The organism is Microcoleus sp. MON1_C1, assembly GCF_036701945.1.
GTDB lineage: Bacteria > Cyanobacteriota > Cyanobacteriia > Cyanobacteriales > Microcoleaceae > Microcoleus.
In genome coordinates, this window is sequence record NZ_JAUBRO010000123.1 from 1 (window position 1) to 3,233 (window position 3,233).

At 47.1% G+C, this 3,233-nt stretch carries 4 protein-coding genes; all 4 read left to right on the forward strand.

The genetic code is table 11. The annotated features are described in order from the left end of the window. The first annotated feature begins 221 nt into the window (after nucleotides 1-221). Nucleotides 222-707, forward strand: a complete 486-nt coding sequence (locus QUA62_RS29040; protein ID WP_333408256.1) for an ester cyclase — start codon at nucleotides 222-224, stop codon at nucleotides 705-707. A 255-nt stretch (nucleotides 708-962) separates the two neighbouring features. Further along, nucleotides 963-2,483 carry a hypothetical protein gene (locus QUA62_RS29045; RefSeq protein ID WP_333408257.1) on the forward strand — a complete coding sequence of 507 codons (1,521 nt, stop codon included), beginning with the start codon at nucleotides 963-965 and terminating at the stop codon, nucleotides 2,481-2,483. Next, nucleotides 2,480-2,797 carry a HEAT repeat domain-containing protein gene (locus tag QUA62_RS29050; protein WP_333408258.1) on the forward strand — a complete coding sequence of 106 codons (318 nt, stop codon included), beginning with the start codon at nucleotides 2,480-2,482 and terminating at the stop codon, nucleotides 2,795-2,797. The genes QUA62_RS29045 and QUA62_RS29050 overlap by 4 nt, the downstream gene beginning before the upstream one ends. Then, nucleotides 2,761-3,168 (forward strand): hypothetical protein, encoded by a 408-nt coding sequence (locus tag QUA62_RS29055; RefSeq protein ID WP_333408259.1) that lies wholly within the window; start codon nucleotides 2,761-2,763, stop codon nucleotides 3,166-3,168. The genes QUA62_RS29050 and QUA62_RS29055 overlap by 37 nt, the downstream gene beginning before the upstream one ends. The last annotated feature ends 65 nt before the right edge of the window (nucleotides 3,169-3,233 follow it).

Genomic DNA, 3,233 nt, shown 5'->3' on the forward strand with positions numbered 1-3,233 from the left:
TTTTGGCAATTCTCTGTTTATTATGCTTTTTATATTTTATCACATGGGTGTTCACAAATCAATTAGGATTGCTATAGTCTTATTGTTATACGAAGAGTGCGATCTTGGGAAAGGGCGATCGAGCAGTTTGCGGTAATTTATAATCACAGCAATTATTAAAGCCCAATGCGGTGTAGTTTGGTGAACAAAGCTTTACAATCTACTTCAAAACAAAATTCTGTATGCTGATTGACCAAAACAAAACAATTGTTCTCCAATTCTACAAAGCGTTCGACGATCGCAAAATAGAACAAGCCTTAGAACTTCTAGCGCCGAATTTTATTGCTCGCATGGCGGGAATGCCGGAGCCATTGGACGGGGAGGGGCTCAAGCAATTCGGGATGTCATTTTATCTAGCTTTCAGTCAGGGTAAACACGTTTTTGATGAGGTACTGGTTGCAGGCGATAAAGTAGTGACGTGCGGAACCTTCACCGCAACACACCTTGGAGAATTTCAGGGTCTGCCGCCAACGGGCAAACAAATCAGCTTGGCGATTATGCACATTGATCGATTCGAAAACGGCAAAATCGCGGAGCATTGGGGCCAGGGCGATGCACTTGGATTAATGCAGCAGTTAGGGATTGTTTTTTTGCCGGGCCCAAAGTTACTACCGCACATTTTGAGAGGTGCTGCGTCCAAACTGTTTAAGAAATCCGCTCAGAAATAAGATTGTCAGAGCTTGTAGTTGACACCTGCAGAACAAATCACCGTAAGAGTTACGTCGCGATCGCAATACTCAATACCCAATACTTCAAAATTACCTGCGGGCGATCGCCAAATGAATCTCGTTAATCGATCGAATTCATCTTAACAAGATTTAACTTTTAAAAGTATCGGGAACAGGCAAATGTAGAAGACAATGGTTTAGTTTAAATTGATTGTGGCGCTCATCTTCAGGTGTGAGCGCGCGAAGGAGGAGTTTATGGGCATTCAAAACCCATCGGTCAGACGGAAAAAGTGCCTTAAATTTCTGGGTGGTTCGGCTGTTGGGTTGGCGGGACTGCTGGCAGTCTGGATTGTGGGTGGCAACTATATCGCCTCTGTGCATGAAAAAGAAATCGAGCAGGATTTAGCAGCTTATGCCCAACGGTTTCCCAAAACAGAGCCGAATAATGCGGCGTTGAAGTTGGCTGCGTCCCTCGCTAAAGTGGGGATCGGTGGAGCCGGGGCAAGTTTCTATTCTGTCGATCGCTCCATCGAGTCTAGGGCTGATTTTAGGTCTTCAGAGGACGATCGAAAGGCATTTGAAGAAATCAGACAAGAATTAACTCAGTACCTAAACGCTGAGATTTCCAAACCAAACGATACCGTAAATCCACCTTCAGAGAAATTACAGCGGTATCTCGCCTCCCGGCAAACGGCTTTAGCAGAACTTCGCCAGCAGGTTTTAAATAATGAAGTACCGCACTGGGGAACAGATATTACCTGGATTGTGGAAGGAGATGTGACGGCTCCCCTACCCGCTTATTTAGGGCAGGTTAATTTCCAACGAGTTTTAGCCCTAGACATTCTAGAAAAATACCGTCAAGGTCAGACGGAAGCAGCAGCACAAATGCTGGAAGTATCCTGGAAAATCAACCAGCCTTTAACAGAAAGCCCCCTCCTAATCCCTCAACTTGTGGCTTTGATTGTGGCTAAATATCCAGCAGGGGTGATGCGGAAAGCCGATCGCCTTCCCGCCCAGTGGCAGCAGCGCTTGCTGGAACACGATTACCGCGAGTCGATATCGACATCCTTGCAGGGAGAATATTTGTCTAAGTTCAAATTTTCGCAAGACTTCGTTTGGAAATACTCGTGGTCTTCGATACTAGAAGCATCAGGCGCTTCTAGTGATGAGGGAATACTTTCACTATTTCAGACATTTCCGAGGGAAATTAACGATCCCCCAACTTTACAAGAAAAAATCTTAGACTGGACTTTATCTCATGTCCTGGTGTGGTTCAAGCCGGCGATCAAACCTTATGTTCGCTTTTGTGCGATCGATACTTATCAAGTCTATAAACGATCGCTTGCAGCATCTCGCCAGCAGAATGTTTGCACTTCTGATTCAGTCACGGCAAAGGACTTCGCGTGGTGGAATTATATAGGTAGGACATCTACAAATTTACCCAGCCAAACCAGTAAAGCAGCCAAATCTATGCTGGATTTGGAACTGACTCAGAAAATTCTGCAAGTCAAAGCACTAGCAGCCAAAACCGGAAAATGGCCGCCATCGGTTCCCGAGATGAAGTCATCTATTTGTCCGGGGTCAAAATGGCTGTATCGCGTTGCTCCCGATGGTACGATGTCGATATCGTTTAGCGAAAAACCCAAATGGTTGGAGGAGAGATTAAAGGGCCGCAGAGGGCTACCATTTACCTATAGCTACGGGCTACCATTTATCTATAGCGACAAGACACCGCCGCAGCTCAAAAACCGAGCCTCTACCCGACCAAAGCGATGATGGCACATCCCCAACGACAGTTTGCGAACTTCCTCACCGTTGCCGTTTTTAGCACGTTCGCGCTGACAACCGTTGGGGAAGGATCGGGAAAAAGTGCCTCAGATCCCCAGATTTCCACGTACATCAAACAGTTAAAAACCGATAAGGATTGGCGCCAGCGCAGTCAGGCAGCATCGGCATTAGGTGGGATGAGTCAGAAAGCCGATACGGTGGTTCCCGCTTTGATTGAAGCCTTGCAGGATAGAGATGAAGTTGTACGCCTGGGAGCCACCTTGCCTTGGCGAAATTTGGCACGCAGGCTGCTCCCGAACTGATAGAAGCGCTGAAGGCGGAAAATGAAGTGGCTCGCACCAGTGCAGCACTTGCCTTGAGATACATGGGCTTTCCGGTTGCTCCGATGCTCGCGGGCGCGCTCAAAAGCGGAGATGTTCGAGTTCGGTCTTTAGCTCTCTCGACATTGAAGCAGATGGCAACAGACTTGCAACGCCGTCCTTTATCTCAATCGCCTTCTATTGCGGAGTTGGAGCAGGCGGTATCTGCTTTGGAGGAAGCGCAGCAAGAGATGGAGCGGTTTCTGAAGCTGCGAAATCCGGAAAATTCCATTGCACTGCGCGAGGCAGTATACCCCTCGGAAGACGAACACGCCATCCGTCTATCCCTGATTGCCTTGAGAACTGGAGTTTAGACTAAGACAGAATAAAGGGGTGCATTACTGTAAATTGAATGCACTCAAGAATCAACAATCGAAAA